Genomic DNA, 16,007 nt, shown 5'->3' with positions numbered 1-16,007 from the left:
GTCCCTCGCGTAAATGAGTTGCGCGCAATCACTACGCGTACCCCAAATCACGCCACGGCCACACCAGAGCAGACGGCTCCTCGCTGCGGCAAACCACTCGAGCAGCCGACCTTCATCACGCCGGAATCGCCCTGATGTCCAGCCACAGTTCCGGCTGGTCGAGCATTTTGTGCTCCTTCATTCGAAGGCTCAAGAGGAGGTCCTCCCCGAGCGCCCACCGCTGCATCTGAGCCCATCCCTCGTGCAGCGGATTCGACTCGTATTCCAGCCCTGTTGGGACGCTCACCGGCCAGCAAGCCCTGCGAAGCGCGTGGACGGCTTCCTGCTCCTCCGACTCTGCATTCCAGCGCGCGGTGCCCACCAGCACCGAAAACGCCCCCACGCAGGCTTTTCCCCTCACGTGAATGCTGATGTCATCGCGAACCTCAGCCCATCTCCGCTCCACCAACTCCACCTCGGCCGGGCTCGGGGCATGTGGGCAGTCAGTCTGGTCGGAAGCACGAAGGAACTCGGCCGGATAGTCGGGCTTGAAATTGCGGAGGATGGCTCCCAGGGTCATCGATTGGTTCATCACGTTCTCACTTGGGCGCAGGCCCGATGAAGCGTGTAGAAGGCTGTTTTATACGCCGCGAGCCGTCGGCTTGCTTCTGACGAGGAAGCAGCTCGACGACCAATCCGTTCAATAGGTTGCCACTCGGTCAATGGGCTACCTGTTCGACGACAGTGAGGGCAGAAGCGCCTACCTAAGCAATTGAGTTGATGACATCAAGGGCCGCGCTCGCTATGAAATTTCAGAACTGGCTCATCTAGTGAGCCACCTTCAGTAGAGACTATTGCTATTGCGTGTCACGGCGGTGGTCGATGGGTTGTCTGGTCGGCATTGAATGTTGTATAAAACACCAGTATGTGTTTTTGTACTGCGCTACAGCTAGTGTCGAAAAACCTCTTGGACCCCACCTTTAGTTTTTGCTAGCACTCTGATACATTGAGTGCCAGACTTTCAGAAAGTGGTTCCTACGCATAAGGAGCGTTGGATGGCGTCGCACGAAGAACTTCCCAAGGGCGTTCATCGCCTCCTCAAACTGCCTTCGCCAGAGTTGGGCGAGCTTTGGGATTCCATAGTCCTCGACCAGGGAATCAAGGACCAATTGATTGGCCAAGCCATTATCAACTTCACGGTCCGGCAGAAAGTGCCCCGCACAGTTCTGCCCCTGCACGGCACCATCCTTCTCGTTGGCGAGCCCGGCACGGGCAAGACTTCGTTGGCACGGGGCCTGGCACACAAGGCCGCTGAAGTGTTCGACAGCACGGCCTTCCGCTTGCTCGAAGTCGACCCTCACGCCCTCGGCAGCGCCATGATGGGCAATACGCAGAAAGCCGTGACCACCCTCTTCGGCCAGACCATTGCTGAGTCGGCCATGGCGGGCCCGACCATCGTGCTGCTGGATGAGGTGGAGACCCTTGCCGCTGACCGCAGCAAGCTCAGCCTGCAGGCCAATCCAGTCGATGTTCACCGTGCCACAGATGCCGTCCTCGTGCAGCTGGATATGCTGGCCGAGCTGCACAAGAACCTCTTGTTCGTTGCGACCTCGAACTTCCCTCAGGCGGTCGACGAGGCCTTCACCTCCCGCTGCGACCTTGTTCTGGAAATACCGCGACCGAACGCGCTGGCCTGCCAGCAAATTCTGTCGTCGTGCCTGACCGAACTTGGGGGCATCTTCAAGGCAATCGGAAAGCTGTCTGCGGCACCCGGTTTCGACAAGCTCGTGCACGAGGTGCAGGGACTCGACGGCCGCGCAATCCGCAAGGTCGTCGGCAGCGCCCTGACCTTGCGTAAACAGGTGGCGGTCGACCCTAACCAACTAACCCTGCAGGACTTGGTCAATGCCGCCAAGGCTGCCAAGGCGGTCCGGCTGAAAGGCGGCAAGTCGTGAGCACCATCGCAAGCCGAGTTGTGCGGAGCTCCCCCTACCGCAACACCAGTGAAACCTGGGCCTTCATCGTCGAGTTGCTCACGCAGGGTAAGGACAGTGATGCCAAGAAGGAACTGCTGTCAGTGGCCGGCATCGCCAGCTCGGTCATCGCCGAACACGGCCCCAAGGACGCGGCCATCGTCGTGACCTGCGACGGGCCGCGCACACGGGTCTATTGCCTGTACGACGAATCAGCCATCGAGGGCGGCGACGCGAAGGAAGACGACCTGGGCTACGAGCCCTTAAAGGGTCAGTGGGCCATTTCGCTGCCCTGCCCTGAAGAGGACCTTGAATGGGTCCAGCGAGCCTTGAAGGCAAAGAGCAGTCGCATCACCGCCCGCGACATGATTCAAAAACTCGGTGAGGAAGCAGAGGCCGGCAAATCAGCGGCAAGTGGCGGTCTGACCTTGAACGTGGACAAGTTCCTAAAATCATGAGTGCAGTCGCCGTCTACTCCTACACCCAGTCGGTCGTCTATGTCGCCGACAACATCCTCAAGAGCCTGAAGGACATCATCCGCCTCAGCGGCCTGGACCCTAGCAAGCTCGTTGGTGACTGGGAAGTCCTGTTGCGAGGCATCAGTACCTGGATTGAGTCCAGGCATCTTGAGACCGTGCGGCTTGAGATTTACGACCCCAAGACTGACGCCCTCATCACGCGCTGGGACGTCGGCATTTCCTACACCTGGGACATCTCGGCCGGCACCTTCTGGACGGATACCGAGCAACTGAAGTACGCCATCCGCAAGGCTGGGCTGATGCCTTCCGAGGCGCGATACCGAGTCGTCGTGCACCGCACTGCTGGCTACTCCGAAGTCGCAGGCTGGAGTACCTGCGAGCTTCGCTCGACCGCAGGCATGGTGCAGCAAAGCCTCGGCACGACCATCGAGCACAACGGCCTCGGCGCCAACACCACCTACTGGAGGAAGCTCTGATGCTGACCATTGACGAGGCTTTTCGCAAATTCAAGAGCCGCCTTGAGCTGAACGCCAAGGAACAGAAGAACGCGACAGACCGCCACACCGAGGTTCGGGAGTACGTCCGCAGCAAGTTCGCCATCGACCGGGACTTCTTGACGGGCTCCTACGCTCGCTACACGAAGACCAAACCGCTCAAGGACATCGACATCTTCTTCGTGATGAAGGAGGCGGAGAAGCACTACCGCAACAAGGGCGCAGGCGTGGTGCTGGACGACTACGAAGCCGCGCTTGTGGAGAAGTACGGCAGGAAGGCGGTCCGGCGCCAGAGCCGCTCCATCAACATCGACTTCGGCGTCGAGGTCAAGGAAGAGGACAAGACAGACTACAAGATTCTGAGCGTGGACGTCGTGCCTGCGTTCGCCAGCGGCGACGACTACGAGATTCCCGACGACGACTCGGGCAAGTGGATTAAGACCAACCCCGAGACCCACGCGGAGAAGGCCACCAAAGCGCACCAGGCGTACGGCAACGAATGGAAGGGCTTGGTGCGCATGGTCAAGTACTGGAACAACAACAAGAAGCACGGGGAGAAGCCTGTTAAGCCCTCGTTCCTCATTGAAGTCATGGCCCTTCAGTGTCTGTACGGCGGCTGGGGCGGGCAGTTCGACAGGGAAATCCAGAGCTTCTTCTCCACCCTGGCCACGCGCATCGGAGAGGTTTGGGCCGACCCAGCAGGTCTTGGCCCACCCATCAGCAACTCGATGGATGCCGCCCGCGTCGCCAAAGCACAGCAGGCACTGCGCCAAGCCGCGAGTGAGGCCGACAGGGCTATCAACCTGGTTCGTCAAGGTCGGACTGGCGATGCGCTTAAAGCATGGCGTGACCTCTTTGGGCCGATGTTCCCTCTGAGCTGAAAGACACCATGACCCAGGCAGTCGTTACCCGCCGCGATGGCGATGTGTTCCAAGCAAGGCTGTTCTGGCTGCATGCCGCGCGCCTGCTGGACGACGAAGGTCCCATCGTGCGAGTCGGCTTCGAGTCCGGCCTCAAGGGGTTCGATGACATCTGGGTGGAATACGACCCGGCGCGCGCGCCGCAGGACCATCGTGGCAACGCCTTGCTGCTTGAGCGCATGCAATGCAAATGGCATGCCGCGCCGGGAACCTTCACGCATGAGGACTTGACGCGACCGGAGTACATCAATGCGACCACGACGTCGTTGCTGCAGCGCGCCTTGGCCGCGTATCGCGAGGACAAGGCGGAAGGTCGTTCTTCTCGCCTCGTCCTGGTGACCAACCATTTCGCCCGTGAACAAGACCCCCTCTTTGGGCTGTTGCGAATGAAGTCGCTCCACATGGACGTAGACGGGCTCTTCGTCGGCAAGACGGTCCGTAGCGCGACCGGCAAGGTGCGCAAGGTCTGGCAGGACCACCTTGGCATCGACGAAGACGAGCTGCGAGCGCTGTGCCTGCGCATGGGCTTCAAGCTCTCCCGCGACTCCCTCGATGGGCTTCGTGGCTTGCTCGATGACGCGTGCCGAGCGAACGGCTTGGTCAGGCCCGCTGCCAATGCAAGCACCACGGTCTACGACGCGAACATCTTCGAGTGGGTCGGACAACGGCGGATGGTCTTCGACAGGAAGGAGTTCAAAGAGAAATGTGCGCAGGAGGGACTGCTGGCAGTCAAGCCAAGCAACGCACCCAAGATGTTTGGCGTGAAGACTTTCGAACACACCCTAGACCGGCTCGAGAACCGCTGCGTGAAGGTGCTCAACCTCGTCCACGAGTTCGACGAGCGCACCATCCGAAACACCGCGGCCTGGCGCGACACCATGGTTCCCAGGCTGACAGACTTCCTGTTGAAGGTTCCGGCACCGGAAGGACGCATGCGCCTCGCCATCGAGGCTCATGCGACGCTCGCCTTTGCCGCCGGTGCCATCTTGGACACAAAGTCGGGCCGCCAAGTCGAGCTGGAGCAACGCTCGCCCGTCCTCAAGATTTGGGCCCCCGACGACCAGCAGCTCGCAGAGGACAGCCCAGGCTGGGTGTTCGAAGAGGAAGAGCTGGATGCAAATGCGTCCGGAACAGCATGCGCCGTCAGCATCACGAGGGACGCTACGGCCGCGGTGAAGCAGTACCTGCAAGAGAACCAAGTCAAGGTTCGCCTGCTGCTCATTGCGAAGCCGTCGTGCGGGGCCTCGCCGCAGGCTGTGTCTTCAGGTGCGCATGCCAACGCCCTCGCCGAAAAGCTTGCCGAGAAACTCAAACGGGACCGCGACGCGAGCCCAGCGGCACGACGCGAGCGCATCCACCTGTTCGTCTCAGCGCCCAACGCCTTCACTTTCTACCTTGGTCGCCAGGTGGCAATGATGAAGCCGCTGACACTCTACGAATACGACTTCACCTACCAAGTGGACGGCTCCTACCGTCCTTCGCTGTCGTACCCAGAGGTCGCGGCTGCCCCGAAGCCATCAATTGACCCCGAGAGATGACGTGCATCGAAGCAGCCTTGAGGGCATGGGTAAAGGACATCGAGCCAACGCCTAAGCAGAAGGAGGCGGCCAGTCGTAGCTACAGCCATCTCGTAAACGTGTTGAGCAAGCGAGGCGTCGGCGACCGCATCGTCAACTGCTACCTCAGCGGAAGCTACAGCCGGAATACTGCTCTGCGTCCCATTGCCGACATTGACGTCATCTTCGTGATTGACCCTAGCCAGTGGTCCGGTGCCTTTTTCGGCCTCGCCGACAAGCCGAACCCGTCTGCTGTGCTTCGGTCGTTTGCGCGAGTGCTCCGCGACGGGTATCAAATGAGTTCCACGTTCACCCAGAAGCGGTCACTCCGGCTGGAACTTGACCACGTACATATTGACTGCGTGCCCGCTATCGCGCGGCCGAACAGCGACGTCATCTTGATTGGCAACCATGCCGATGAGACTTGGTTCGAGTCGTCGCCGAAGCGCCATCAAGCAGCACTCACGGCGGCGAACGCAGAAAACGGCAAGCTGCTGGTTCCGTTGGTCAAGCTGTTAAAGGCCTGGAACTGCTCGCTGCCGGAAGACACACGGGTCCGCTCCTTTGTGGTCGAGACTCTCGCTGTCACGTTGTTCAGCGAGGTGCGTATGGGCTCACTCGAAGAGGGCCTCTATCTCTTCCTCGATTTCATCTCCCACTTCGATGGAAAAGGCGAGCGGACCTGGTTATCGAAGCTCGGAATCGAAATGAACCTGTGGGACGGCATGGTCGTGCCGGACATCTCCGGCACTCGAAGCAACGTCGCTGCAGGCATTGAAATGGGGAAGATGAAGACCTTCAAACGCTTCGCCGCAACTAGCAGAGACAACCTGCAACGTGCCTTCGAGGCGACAACAGATGCCGCCGCTGCGGAACATCTGAACGCAGCGATGAACCGCTGACAAAATGGACTCAGCGCTGCGCCACCCAACGTGCGCGCGGAGATAGAACACGTCGTTTCTTGCGCGGAGCTGTAGGCTTGGACTCAGTGCGAGGCAACGGCAGGATGCTCCACCAACGGATTGGTTGGTCAGTTGCTCCACGGTCAGCAACTTCCCGAAGACCGAGGTGTTCCGGAAAGGTATCGGCGGCCTCGACAAGGAAGTTATTGCAGACGAGCGGTTGGTCGGACTGTCGGAATCTCTCAGCGAGCTCCAACAGCAGCGCTGCTTCGAGCGGTCTCTCGATACGTAACTCCTTCTTCCAGGTCCGGCGCTCCTGGTATCGCCGAAAGAGGGTCACCTGTTCTTGAAGCGGCCAGTCGGGAGGTTCACCTGCCACGGCGTGCACGATTTGAGCCGCGATGCTTGGAGCGTTCAGCACCGCAAGCATTCTCTTCTCGGCAGCGGCTGGAATGTGCACCCGTGCCGTGCCGGCGTATCTATTGAAAAGGAAGAGGATTGCGTAATACGCAAGTCTGTCGCTAGGCTTCATATCCGGTTCCTCAAGGAGAAACCGGTGCAACACCGCCCGAAGGTCCGTGACCGTATGACCTTCGTATCGCATCAGCGCGTAGATAAGCTCTTCTAGGAATCCTTCGAACTTCTTCTGGCTATCTGCCCCCAGGTTGCTGTCGACGGTCGCTATCCAGCAGGATGGCGCGAGCGGTGCAAACAGAATGCCAGGAATGTCTTCCCGGTAGCTTGACGGCTGAGGGCCAACCGTTTCCTGCGCGAGAACGTAGCTCTTGATGACATGCCGTGTGATGCGGGCAAGCCCATGAAGCGTGAACATACGCTTCCTGTCAATGAGCATCGTTTGCATGACCGGCCCCCCGCTCATCAACAATTTGGGAAGTGGCCTAAGCTCGTGCACATACTTTGAGCGAGCCTCGTAGGCACTGGCCAACGCCTGCCCAAGTTCGCTTCTTCCTATCGGATGAGAATGCTGTTTGAAAGGGCCGCGGAAGTAGGCGTCGCCGAGGTACTCTGCCATGAACGCCCGGAACTTCGGACCAATCGACGCGTGCTCCACCTTCACCAACGCGTCGCGAACTCTGCTTGCAACGAGTTCATGTGCCCCTTCGAGAGCACCATCCACTGCTCGTCGCTTTTCTTCAGGCAAATCCGCCCAGGTAGTTGTTTTAACGAAGCGCGTCGCTAGCGTCTCGGCGGACGCGACCAGCAGCGTGTAGGCGAGGTCCAAGTCGTCACCGATTCTTTGCATCCCGGTGACGTGCGTGCGGATGACCTGAATGACGTTACGGTATTTCTCACGTGGAAGGCACAGAAGGTGTTCGACAAAACACGTGAAGCTCTTGGCGTCTTCGTGCCCACAGTAGACGGCCTTGTCAAAGGTCCGCGGCACATACTTGTTCGGCGGCAACGAAGTTGCCAAACCTCGCTCGTTTGCAAGAAGGCGTCTGACCAAGTCTCGGTCGCGTGAGCATGTGCAATCGAAGAAGAAGCTGACTAGGACGCCCATGTCCTCCACATAAGCGTCGGCACCCCATGAAATCACAACGCCCGGCTCCATACGGCCATCTTCGAGACGCTCGGTGAACTCGTAGACCGTTGAGCGCGGGTGCTCATCTATCTCTGTGGTCTGCACGATTCGACCGAAGAGCGGGCTCCGGATTTCGTGTTCGGGGCCGCCTGGGAGCACGAGATTTGTGAACAGTGTTCCTCTCATCGGGTTCTCACGCCCCGCCGATTGCTCGAAGATTCGTCCGGTCGCAATTTGAAGCATGCGCTTTCCCTGGTCGGTGTAGCTGCTGTGTAAATTTTTTAATCAGGCCTGCGGAAAAATTCCCACGTGCTCGATACGAGTCGAAACCATATTCAAGCTTGGTTGGAGCCAGCGCGTTGACGCGACTATGGGACTGCGGTGCAGCCCTCAAAGTTCGCATCGCGGTCATCACATGCCGACGGATGCCGAGCGCTGGAATCCCTCTGACTGCAAAGCACTACATGCCTCGATAACGGTCTAAACCGAATAGCGCTGGAACTCTCAGCTAGGTCGGGCCATCAAGCCTTGTCCACCCTGAAGAACATCTCTCAGGTCCGCCACCAATCGCTCTCGAGCAAACTCAGAAGTGGCACCGCCGCTCAACTGGGAGCCAAGCAAGAATGTGACACCTGGCCACGCTAAGGATGCGTAACGGTGCCCGTTTGTTTGGAGTTCAAGACCAAGCTCATCGCGGACGAGGCGAGAGGCAGCAGCATTAACAACCACGATGACTTTCGGAGCCATCGCACGAACCAAATCCAGGGCGGCATTAAGAAGCTCTTCTCGAGCCTTCCACTTGGCCCGGTTGCTGTCCTCAGTTGCAGCAAGGAACTCTTTGAACGCGCCTTGGTCAGTGGAACGCAGCGGGAACAAGTCAAGGTGCTCGTGGTGAACGTCAGCTTGCGTGTCCGCCATAAGTTTGTCGACCGGGCCGTAATACCTCTTGTACTCTTCGCGGGAATAGCGGTCCAATTGCTCAACTGCTTCTCTGTACTGCCCCCAGCCATCAGCGTTCTCCGGAACAACCCAATTAAGCGCATCGAGGCCTATCGCAAGCAGTTCCGGAGTCTGGTGATGCGTTGCTGCCCAGTGCTCCTCCAACGCAGACGGAACGAATGAAGGGCTGAGTCCAAGAAATAGGACTATTGGCGTCTTTCGCGAAGGCCATTGGCCGAACAATGGGAGAAGCCCAAAACCCGGAGCCGAATCGCCCTCCTGACTACGCCAGATTGCCAGGAGCGCAATTTCAAATTGGGCCAAAGCGTCATCTGGCGTCATCGCGGTCTCGGAACCTCAAGATTCTTGGTGCGCTGGGATAATTCCCTCCAGCTCTAGGCTGTTTCTGCCTAGCACCGTCATGCACTGGAGCAAGAAGGAAGCGCTGAAAGTGCCTCTGTGCAACTTGCTCTTGACTGACCCCTCAGTCTCTTCAAGCCCCAACGCCTGTAGACGTTCCGCCAGCAGACGCAGCGTAAATCCTTTGCGGGCCAACTCGCCCCGGAGCAGGCGAGACGCGGCGTCTGACCAGTCATGCGAAGCCTGCATTTGCCCCTCCGATTCGTGACTTCGCAAAGCATGCGTCAGCACGACTACCGTTCCACTTTCGGAACAAAGGTTTCATATATGAAACTTTCTGGCACAATCTGGCGTTATAGGGCCAACGGTAGCCGAGGATTCTCTCGGTAGCGAGGCTAGTAGGGAGGAGTAAACGATGTCGATTCTACCGAGACGGCCATCAGGCATGGGTTCTGCGCGCCTTCAGCCGCAAAAAACGTCCGAGGGCCGTCTAGACCCCTATCGTTTGACCGATTTGGACGCGCGCTCAAGAGCGAACTCGAAACGCGAAAGGTATGGCCCCACATCCAAACTCCTGGCAAGCCGGACGACACGGTCATCGGGCGAATGCATCGCCTCGCGCTTCGCTACGAACAGTACTCTCAAAAGAAACGACGCTGGAAACGTCCCTCGGCGAATCTTCTTCTGCATACTTTTCAAATCCATATGGTCGGCATGTATCGCTTCCAGACGTTCTTGCAGCTCCTCAACAGTTAGGCCAGCATCGTCCAGGACTGCTCGCAGAAGGTTGGTCGCTTCCGTCTCCCACATGTCCTTGGACTCGGTGTCAGAACTATTCAAAGTCATGACATGAGGGTATTTGCAGCCTGCTTGATTCGTAACCGCCAAATTTGACCCTCTGGAGCCATTTTTGTCCCATAACGCCCATATTTGGACTAATGGAGACGTTTTTGGCAGTGGGCGATGGGTGATGACCTATACGAAGGGCGAGCCAAGCGGTTTGGCTTGAAACCAAGGACACGAAATGAACAATAGCTCTGAGCATAGACAACTAGAAGAAACCACTTCGGCGGACCGCAACACCGGTGCGCCGCGAGTCCCCTTGGGTCGCGATACCTCGCAGCCCATGCGCAGGCGCCGTCAGGCGAGGCGGACTGACCATTTAAACGAAGCAGTCCGCAATAGACGGTCCACCGACCGCCATCCGCGCATGCTGATGCGCCGTGACGGCGACCAGCACTACGTGACGTAGTCACTCCTTGCGGCTTTGAGCAGCTCTCGCCTTCTGGCAAGTAGCGCGAAACCGCTCACCTCCTGAACGCCACCTATCCGGTGCTTCGCTCCTGCGACGTGCCGTGGATAGCCACGTCCGTACTGCCCTACTCGCTCCGAATGGCGCGAAGGGCCTCGAAATCTCCTCCGACTTCAGACATTGAGTTTCCATGACTTCTAGCAACCAAAACGAACGGATGACCGCCGCAGCGCGGCAAGAACTGCTCAATCTCCCCTGCCGTATGGCCGGCGCCGAAACATACAAGCCCGCTATTCGGGTCCACGAGTTCTCCTCGCGCGGCGTCCAATCGCGAACACCTGTTCCCCAACTCGGCCGTGCGGTGCATACCCACTCCTACATCGAGCGAGACCTTCTTCTCGTCACGCTGTTCAACGGCGATATGCGCAACTTCCAAGAGCAGTACGCGCTTGACCGTGGAATTACGCTGGGCGCTGCGAAGGCACTTCGCATCCGCCATCCGGTCGTTGGCAAGAAAGTGAAAGAGCCGCTGGTTATGACCATGGATGCCTTGGTTACTAAGGCCAGCCACCCCGCCGGCCTCCTTTACAAGCAGGGATGGGATGTCAAGCCGCATAGCCAACTCGAGAACCCACGCGTTCTAGAGAAGCTCTCTCTGCACCGCGCCTACTGCCATCAGCTCAACTTCACGCACCACATCTTCACCGAGCAGTCAGTACCCAAGACAGTGCTGAAGAACATCGACTGGCTGCGTGCAGCGCTGCCCGCCGAGGGTGAACTGCTACTCATCGCCGGCCTGTTCACCCATCTGCCGCGATTGATGTTGGCAGAGGTCGCCAAGGGCAAGTTCAACGGCATACCTATCTACGAGTACGCGCTGGGCTTTGACCTGCGCAACAAGCTGCCGCGCGGCGCCGGGCTGCGCGTTTTCAAGTACCTCGCCTGGACTCGCCGGGTTTACATCGACCTGAACGTCGAGCGTCCCGCCCGGCAGCCGGTTGACTCGAATCGCAAAGCTGAGTCCGTCCACATCAAGACCTTCCTCAACAACTACTGAGTAACCGACATGAAATCCCTGAATCGCCTTTCCCACAGTCAGCGACAACAACTGCAGCAGACCCTCCAACAGTTCCCGGACGAGGTCTGGGAGTGCGACATGACCACTCTCAACATCTACGTTCCCGAGCGTCCATTGCACTCTCATGCCCGCTCCGAGGCTGCGCAGCTTATTGAGCCAGCCATCCTGGCGTTGACGACGAAGAGCGGAGTCACCTCGCTGACGCTCGTTCTGGGTGACACCAGCGAATCGGAGCGGAGCAACCCATGAACCTCGTCAAGAACAACGTTCTGCGCAAGGATGGGCGCGACCTCGTACTTATCGACATGGTGCGCCATGAACTTACAGGCAACCAAACGGCCGTCGTCCTGCATCCGCTGGATGAGAAGAATGCGGTGCCAGAGGTCTGGCTTCGCGAAGACCTACAGCACTGGTTTAACGAGAAGCAGGTGAGCTTGGTCAGCCGTGAGGTTGTCCAAACTGGCTCGAAGGCTCCCTCAGCAATCGGGAAGCAGAAACACCGCTGGTCGCTCATCAGCGGCGTCGTGGGGCGCGCCGAGCTTTACTTCCGTTCGACGCGACACAAGCTTCTGAAAGACCACGCGAAAGCGGTCAGTTCGACTTCTGAGCATCTACTGGACCTGTTGCGCCTGTACTGGTCGCGCGGCCAGGTGCGCGACGCGCTGAACGGGGAATACCACCGCTGCGGGCGCGTGGACCCGACCAAGTCCTATGCCCTGACCATCGAGAAAAAAGGAGAGCGCGGGTCGACCGAGGTTCATTTCCTTGTCAACGGCGGAGCTTCGCGCGGTCGCAAGCCCGTGCTTCTCGACTACGAGCCCTACAACCCCCCTGCAGATATTGCGCAACAGATTCTCGAAATCGGTTGCGCGAAGTTCCTTTCGGACGAGATTGTCTCTATCCGCAAGACGACTGACCACGTTCTCAACGTACTCTTCAGCGAGAAGGATGCGGACGGCAACCCACTCGAGGACGAGGAAGGATGTGTCGTCCTCACGCCACTCGGTCAGCGCCCCTCGTTCCATCAGATTGAGTACCGCTTGCGCAAGGCGCTGAGCGATTCAGAGCGATATCGCAAGCGCGTTACCCAGGGCTTGTTCTCGAACAACCACGGGGCGACTTTGGGAACTGCGCTGGATGACTGCAACGGGCCCGGCGATGTTTATGAAATCGACGCGACTATCGTCGACTGCTATGTCGTGGCGGAGGCGGACAGAACCACGATTCTTGGCAAATGCACCCTTTACCTCGTCATCGACCGATTCAGTAAGCTCATCGTCGGCTTCTACATGACCCTCGGAAGCCCCTCTTGGGAAGGCGCCAAGCTCGCTGTCCTGAGTTGCTTCGGAGACTGGGAGATGTTGTGCAAGCGACTGGGAGTTACCTACCGTCCCGAAGCGTTCCCTGCGAAGGGAATCTGCCCGAACCGCATCGTTGCGGACCGTGGTGAGGCTTTAAAGCTCAAGAGCAATGTGCTGTGCGACGGCATGCAAATTGACGTGACCAACCTTCCGGCGCAAAGCGCCAAGGGCAAGGGCTCCGCTGTGGAGGTCGGCTTCAAGGAAACCCACGTTCAAATCAAAGACGAAGTCCCGGGGTATCACCCGCCTAGGAACGCCACTCGCCGCCAAGCAAAGGACGGCTACGAGAAAGACGCCTGCCTTACGGTCAAGCAGCTTGCAGTTACTTACTTGGAAGGCATCATCACCCGCAACTTGACCATCCGCACTGGACGCATCCTGACCCCTGAACAACTGCTCAAGGGCTTCAAGGCGACGCCAGCGAACGTCTGGAACCAGGGCGTGGAGGAGCAAATGAGCCTACTCGCCGCCTTCGACTATGACTACGTTCGCACGCATTTGCTTCCCATTAGTGCGGCAACGGTCACGCAAAGTGGCGTCCGGTTCAACGACCTGTTCTACAAGTTCGACGACATCCTGGCGCGTGATTGGGCAGCCCGAGCAGCCCTGCGCGGAAACTTCCCTGTGCAAGTCCGCTACTCGCCTGAGTCGACCAACGGCATCCTCATTGATGACCCAGACAACCACGGGCAGTTCATCTTGGCCGAGTTGACGACGAAGTCTGCCGCGTTCAAGAACCTGTCGTTCGAAGAAGCCAGCGTTCTCACGAAGCTGCAGCGTAAAAGCGAGGCGGTGGGCGAGGAGCAGAACCAGCGGCGACGCATAGGGTCAGGTAATCGTATCTCGAAGGTCACCATCCCCGCCTATAAGGCGATGAAGAAGGCAACCAAAGGGGTCGGCCTCGGACCTCGCACTCGCAACTCCGTGGAGATGCGAGCAGAGGAACACCGTGCGATGAAGGCGCAGGAGCATGACCTTACCGGCGCAGGCTCACATGTCATCGGTGGAGCGGTGAATCTTGTCCCCGTCGACGGAAATCTGCCGGCTCAACCTGAAGCGCGAGGCGCCTCCGCGAAGGCCTCGCCCACCCTCAACGCCCTGATGACGCACGAGGTCACTCAAGTCAACAGGACCTTGGACCTCATGTTCACCAGCATGGACAACGCCTAATCACCATGAACAACATCAATCACGCTGCACCGAACTTCGACACCACTGGCATCAACGTCGCCAAGTACCGCGAAGAGACATACGAACCCTATGCAGGAAACGCCTACATTGAGGCACTCCCTGAACTCCCGGATGAGGAGGGCCTCATTCAGCGCCTAGCGTGCCGTCCTAAGTTCGCGCCCCAGGAGCGCGAAATGTCCGTCGCCCATCGTCTGATGGCATTGAGCAAAATTAAGCACATCTTCGTTCCCACGCCGCGCGTGGTGAACTTGGCTCGCGCCATGCAGCTCATGATGTTCGAGGGGTACGCCCCCCGTTCTCCGGGCACTCAGTCCGACCGTGAAAATGGCCAACGGCTCGCCACCCTCTTGAGGGCAGGAAGCCTTTCCGAGCTCAGCCAGCGAAACCTAGCTGCGCAATTGTCCATGGGACTGATTGGCTCGTCCGGCCAAGGAAAGAGCTTCACGCTGCGGCACATCGCGGACACCGTTAAACCGTACTACTTCCACGAGAGAACCGGCAAATGGCAGATTCCGTACCTCGTCGTGGAGATGGCCTACGACGGCAGGAGCGTGAACACCTTAGCCACAGCCATCGTGATGGAGCTCGACCGCATTCTTCCCGATGCCAATTACTACAGCCTGGTAATGGGAGGCCGGGGGCGCAACGCCGAGACCAGGTTGGTGATGGCGCTTCAGCTCGCCTATCTGCACGGTGTCGGGATGATTGTGGTCGATGAGACCCAGAACCAAGCAAGTGTCGACGGTGAAGATGCTGCGACCCAGAAACGTCGCGCGCCCAAGGATGCCGTGCGAGAGAACCCGCTCACGAAACTGCTCATCACAGCCTCAAACGTCAGCCATATGCCCCTACTGATGGCAGGCACACCGGAGATGTTCAATACCGTCGGGAACCGATTCACTCGCTCACGCCGTCTTGCCGGCAACGGCTCCGCTGTCTGGGGACCCCTGACGCGCAGCGAGGCGGCCGTCACTGGCGAGTTCGAACTGATTTTGAAAGTTTTGTTTCGGTACCAGTGGGTGAAAACCCCCATCGAATACTCCGAAGATTGGGCAGACTTCTTTCACCGCATGACCGGCGGAATTCCGGACATCATGACCAAGCTCTGGGCATCGGTTCAGCGCTTGGCCATTACCAGCGATATCGAGACAATTACGCGCGAGCTCGCGCAGGAGGTGATGAAAGCAGAGTTCCGCACCGTAATTCTCGGCATTGAGACGGTGCTGAACGAGCACCGGATACCTGCTGAGGTGCACGCGCCGGACTTGGTCATTCCCGAGCAGCATGTCATGGACCGGTGTCTGAGCGAAACACCACTGCCTTTTGAGGTGGAGAGAGTGCTCTCCGGAGATAGCACCGCCGGCAGGCCCCGCAAGACCCGGCGTCCCACGAAAGCGAAGTCCGCTCCCGCAGCCGCGACCCTCGACCCGAAGATACTAACGTCCGCAGACCTAAGGGCCACAGCGAAGGCTCAGTGCAACCCAGCGACTGCACAGGCATCGACGTAACGGAATGCGCTATCTGCTCGAGCGTCCTCGCCCGGACGAACTTCTCACGAGTTGTCTCACGCGGACCGCGCGAGCAGTCTCTATTCCAGTTGGAGCGGTCCTTGGCCACCTACGCGGGATACAGAGAGGCCCCAAGCCGGGGCTTCTCTGCTTTCCTTACATTCACGAAATGGCCAGCGCCTGGCGCACAAGTCCGGGTCGCTTAGTGTGGTGCCACACGATGGTCCCCTACGTCACGGCATTCCTTCCGGAGGCGGCCTACAACCGGGCCATCAACAACGCACTGAGCGCCTTGGCTCAGAGGAGAGGCCTTGGGTCTCTGATGCAGTCGACCACGGCTCACGTGACTACATGCAGGTTCTGCCGTGTTTGTGTCGAGCAAGACCTCGTGGCATGGGGAGACAGTTACTGGCGTCGGGCTCACCACCTTCCCGGAGTGCTAGTCTGCCCCATCCATGGCTGCCCTCTCGTC

15 protein-coding genes and 1 pseudogene are annotated in these 16,007 nt (G+C 58.8%); 11 read left to right on the top strand and 5 right to left on the bottom strand.

The features are described from left to right. Positions 1–115: 115 nt before the first annotated feature. Complete coding sequence (locus ABGI63_RS13780; protein ID WP_349742966.1) at positions 116–571, bottom strand: hypothetical protein; 456 nt, start codon at positions 569–571, stop codon at positions 116–118. A gap of 463 nt (positions 572–1,034) precedes the next feature. On the opposite strand from ABGI63_RS13780, the gene ABGI63_RS13775 reads away from it, so the two are divergent. The 6 genes from ABGI63_RS13775 to ABGI63_RS13750 are packed head-to-tail and all read left to right on the top strand — an operon-like array spanning position 1,035 to position 6,303. Then, positions 1,035–1,934, top strand: a complete 900-nt coding sequence (locus ABGI63_RS13775) for an AAA family ATPase (RefSeq protein ID WP_349742965.1) — start codon at positions 1,035–1,037, stop codon at positions 1,932–1,934. Further along, on the top strand, positions 1,931–2,410 hold the full coding sequence (locus ABGI63_RS13770; protein WP_349742964.1) for a hypothetical protein: 480 nt from the start codon (positions 1,931–1,933) through the stop codon (positions 2,408–2,410). The genes ABGI63_RS13775 and ABGI63_RS13770 overlap by 4 nt, the downstream gene beginning before the upstream one ends. Then, positions 2,407–2,907: an HORMA domain containing protein gene (locus ABGI63_RS13765; protein WP_349742963.1), complete on the top strand. Its 501-nt coding sequence runs from the start codon at positions 2,407–2,409 to the stop codon at positions 2,905–2,907. The genes ABGI63_RS13770 and ABGI63_RS13765 overlap by 4 nt, the downstream gene beginning before the upstream one ends. After that, positions 2,907–3,806, top strand: coding sequence for a CBASS oligonucleotide cyclase (locus ABGI63_RS13760; protein ID WP_349742962.1), 900 nt, complete (start codon positions 2,907–2,909; stop codon positions 3,804–3,806). Before ABGI63_RS13765 ends, ABGI63_RS13760 begins: the two co-directional genes overlap by 1 nt. A gap of 8 nt (positions 3,807–3,814) precedes the next feature. Continuing rightward, complete coding sequence (locus tag ABGI63_RS13755) at positions 3,815–5,383, top strand: SAVED domain-containing protein (protein ID WP_349742961.1); 1,569 nt, start codon at positions 3,815–3,817, stop codon at positions 5,381–5,383. Next, a complete protein-coding gene (locus tag ABGI63_RS13750; RefSeq protein ID WP_349742960.1) occupies positions 5,380–6,303 on the top strand; it encodes an SMODS domain-containing nucleotidyltransferase in 924 nt (307 codons plus the stop codon). Before ABGI63_RS13755 ends, ABGI63_RS13750 begins: the two co-directional genes overlap by 4 nt. A 10-nt stretch (positions 6,304–6,313) precedes the next feature. On the opposite strand, the gene ABGI63_RS13745 is transcribed toward ABGI63_RS13750, so the two are convergent. The 4 genes from ABGI63_RS13745 to ABGI63_RS13735 form a co-directional block, all read right to left on the bottom strand. Then, complete coding sequence (locus ABGI63_RS13745; RefSeq protein WP_349742959.1) at positions 6,314–8,089, bottom strand: hypothetical protein; 1,776 nt, start codon at positions 8,087–8,089, stop codon at positions 6,314–6,316. A gap of 261 nt (positions 8,090–8,350) precedes the next feature. Next, positions 8,351–9,127: a hypothetical protein gene (locus ABGI63_RS13740; protein ID WP_349742958.1), complete on the bottom strand. Its 777-nt coding sequence runs from the start codon at positions 9,125–9,127 to the stop codon at positions 8,351–8,353. Between the two features lie 15 nt (positions 9,128–9,142). Further along, positions 9,143–9,394: a DUF6471 domain-containing protein gene (locus tag ABGI63_RS25895; RefSeq protein WP_432767418.1), complete on the bottom strand. Its 252-nt coding sequence runs from the start codon at positions 9,392–9,394 to the stop codon at positions 9,143–9,145. Between the two features lie 249 nt (positions 9,395–9,643). Continuing rightward, on the bottom strand, positions 9,644–9,955 hold the full coding sequence (locus ABGI63_RS13735) for a DUF6471 domain-containing protein (protein WP_349742957.1): 312 nt from the start codon (positions 9,953–9,955) through the stop codon (positions 9,644–9,646). Between the two features lie 632 nt (positions 9,956–10,587). Between ABGI63_RS13735 and ABGI63_RS13730 the strand changes: the two genes are divergently transcribed. The 5 genes and pseudogenes from ABGI63_RS13730 to ABGI63_RS25890 all read left to right on the top strand — a co-directional run. Then, entirely contained in the window at positions 10,588–11,454 is an 867-nt protein-coding gene (locus ABGI63_RS13730) for a TnsA endonuclease N-terminal domain-containing protein (RefSeq protein WP_349742956.1), read from the top strand. A gap of 9 nt (positions 11,455–11,463) precedes the next feature. Beyond that, on the top strand, positions 11,464–11,724 hold the full coding sequence (locus ABGI63_RS13725; RefSeq protein WP_349742955.1) for a hypothetical protein: 261 nt from the start codon (positions 11,464–11,466) through the stop codon (positions 11,722–11,724). Then, the gene (locus tag ABGI63_RS13720) at positions 11,721–14,006 is read left to right on the top strand and encodes a TnsB C-terminal domain-containing protein (protein ID WP_349742954.1); all 2,286 of its coding nucleotides are present in this window, start codon (positions 11,721–11,723) and stop codon (positions 14,004–14,006) included. Before ABGI63_RS13725 ends, ABGI63_RS13720 begins: the two co-directional genes overlap by 4 nt. A 5-nt stretch (positions 14,007–14,011) precedes the next feature. Beyond that, positions 14,012–15,535 (top strand): AAA family ATPase, encoded by a 1,524-nt coding sequence (locus ABGI63_RS13715; RefSeq protein WP_349742953.1) that lies wholly within the window; start codon positions 14,012–14,014, stop codon positions 15,533–15,535. Positions 15,536–15,539: 4 nt separating this feature from the next. Then, a pseudogene (locus ABGI63_RS25890) lies at positions 15,540–15,992 on the top strand (TniQ family protein); the annotation flags it as partial. Positions 15,993–16,007: the final 15 nt, after the last annotated feature.

The organism is Roseateles cavernae (genome assembly GCF_040187885.1).
Classification (GTDB): domain Bacteria; phylum Pseudomonadota; class Gammaproteobacteria; order Burkholderiales; family Burkholderiaceae_C; genus Roseateles_E; species Roseateles_E cavernae.
Note: the sequence above shows the minus strand (reverse complement) of the source record. Positions and strands in the feature narration are given on the sequence as shown.

Coding starts and splice junctions, on each gene's coding strand:
- ABGI63_RS13720 (WP_349742954.1), top strand. CDS start 11,721: ATGAACCTCGTCAAGAACAACGTTCTGCGCAAGGATGGGCGCGACCTC.
- ABGI63_RS13735 (WP_349742957.1), bottom strand. CDS start 9,955: ATGTGGGAGACGGAAGCGACCAACCTTCTGCGAGCAGTCCTGGACGAT.
- ABGI63_RS13780 (WP_349742966.1), bottom strand. CDS start 571: ATGAACCAATCGATGACCCTGGGAGCCATCCTCCGCAATTTCAAGCCC.
- ABGI63_RS25895 (WP_432767418.1), bottom strand. CDS start 9,394: ATGCAGGCTTCGCATGACTGGTCAGACGCCGCGTCTCGCCTGCTCCGG.
- ABGI63_RS13730 (WP_349742956.1), top strand. CDS start 10,588: ATGACTTCTAGCAACCAAAACGAACGGATGACCGCCGCAGCGCGGCAA.
- ABGI63_RS13760 (WP_349742962.1), top strand. CDS start 2,907: ATGCTGACCATTGACGAGGCTTTTCGCAAATTCAAGAGCCGCCTTGAG.
- ABGI63_RS13750 (WP_349742960.1), top strand. CDS start 5,380: ATGACGTGCATCGAAGCAGCCTTGAGGGCATGGGTAAAGGACATCGAG.
- ABGI63_RS13725 (WP_349742955.1), top strand. CDS start 11,464: ATGAAATCCCTGAATCGCCTTTCCCACAGTCAGCGACAACAACTGCAG.
- ABGI63_RS13715 (WP_349742953.1), top strand. CDS start 14,012: ATGAACAACATCAATCACGCTGCACCGAACTTCGACACCACTGGCATC.
- ABGI63_RS13775 (WP_349742965.1), top strand. CDS start 1,035: ATGGCGTCGCACGAAGAACTTCCCAAGGGCGTTCATCGCCTCCTCAAA.
- ABGI63_RS13755 (WP_349742961.1), top strand. CDS start 3,815: ATGACCCAGGCAGTCGTTACCCGCCGCGATGGCGATGTGTTCCAAGCA.
- ABGI63_RS13745 (WP_349742959.1), bottom strand. CDS start 8,089: ATGCTTCAAATTGCGACCGGACGAATCTTCGAGCAATCGGCGGGGCGT.
- ABGI63_RS13765 (WP_349742963.1), top strand. CDS start 2,407: ATGAGTGCAGTCGCCGTCTACTCCTACACCCAGTCGGTCGTCTATGTC.
- ABGI63_RS13740 (WP_349742958.1), bottom strand. CDS start 9,127: ATGACGCCAGATGACGCTTTGGCCCAATTTGAAATTGCGCTCCTGGCA.